We start from the raw sequence: 247 nt of genomic DNA, 5'->3' as shown, positions 1-247 counted from the left end.
GCCCCACAGCACTGCGCCGCTGGGTCGATCAAGTGCAAAAAGAACGCTTGGGCTCGACCCCGGTAGGGGCCAAGGCGATTACTGCTGATCAACGAGAAATCCAGAGGCTCAAAGCTCTGCTAAGAGAAAAAGACCTGGATATCGAAATTCTAAAAAAGGCCAGTGCTCTCCTGCTTTTGGACGCCAAAGATCATTCACGTTGATCGATGAGCTGGACGAGCGGTACGGCGTTAAAAGGTGTTGCCGG

Annotated in this window: 1 pseudogene; it reads left to right on the top strand. The window is 53.0% G+C overall.

Going from position 1 to position 247, the window contains the following annotated elements:
* Positions 1-203: pseudogene (locus HCF10_RS32235) on the top strand (hypothetical protein); the annotation flags it as partial.
* Between the last annotated feature and the right edge of the window lie 44 nt (positions 204-247).

Origin of the sequence: Pseudomonas sp. B14(2022) (assembly GCF_012030485.1) — a bacterium.
Taxonomy (GTDB): Bacteria; Pseudomonadota; Gammaproteobacteria; order Pseudomonadales; family Pseudomonadaceae; genus Aquipseudomonas.
The sequence above is the reverse complement of the archived record's forward strand: the minus strand, read 5'-3'. Positions and strand labels throughout refer to the sequence as shown.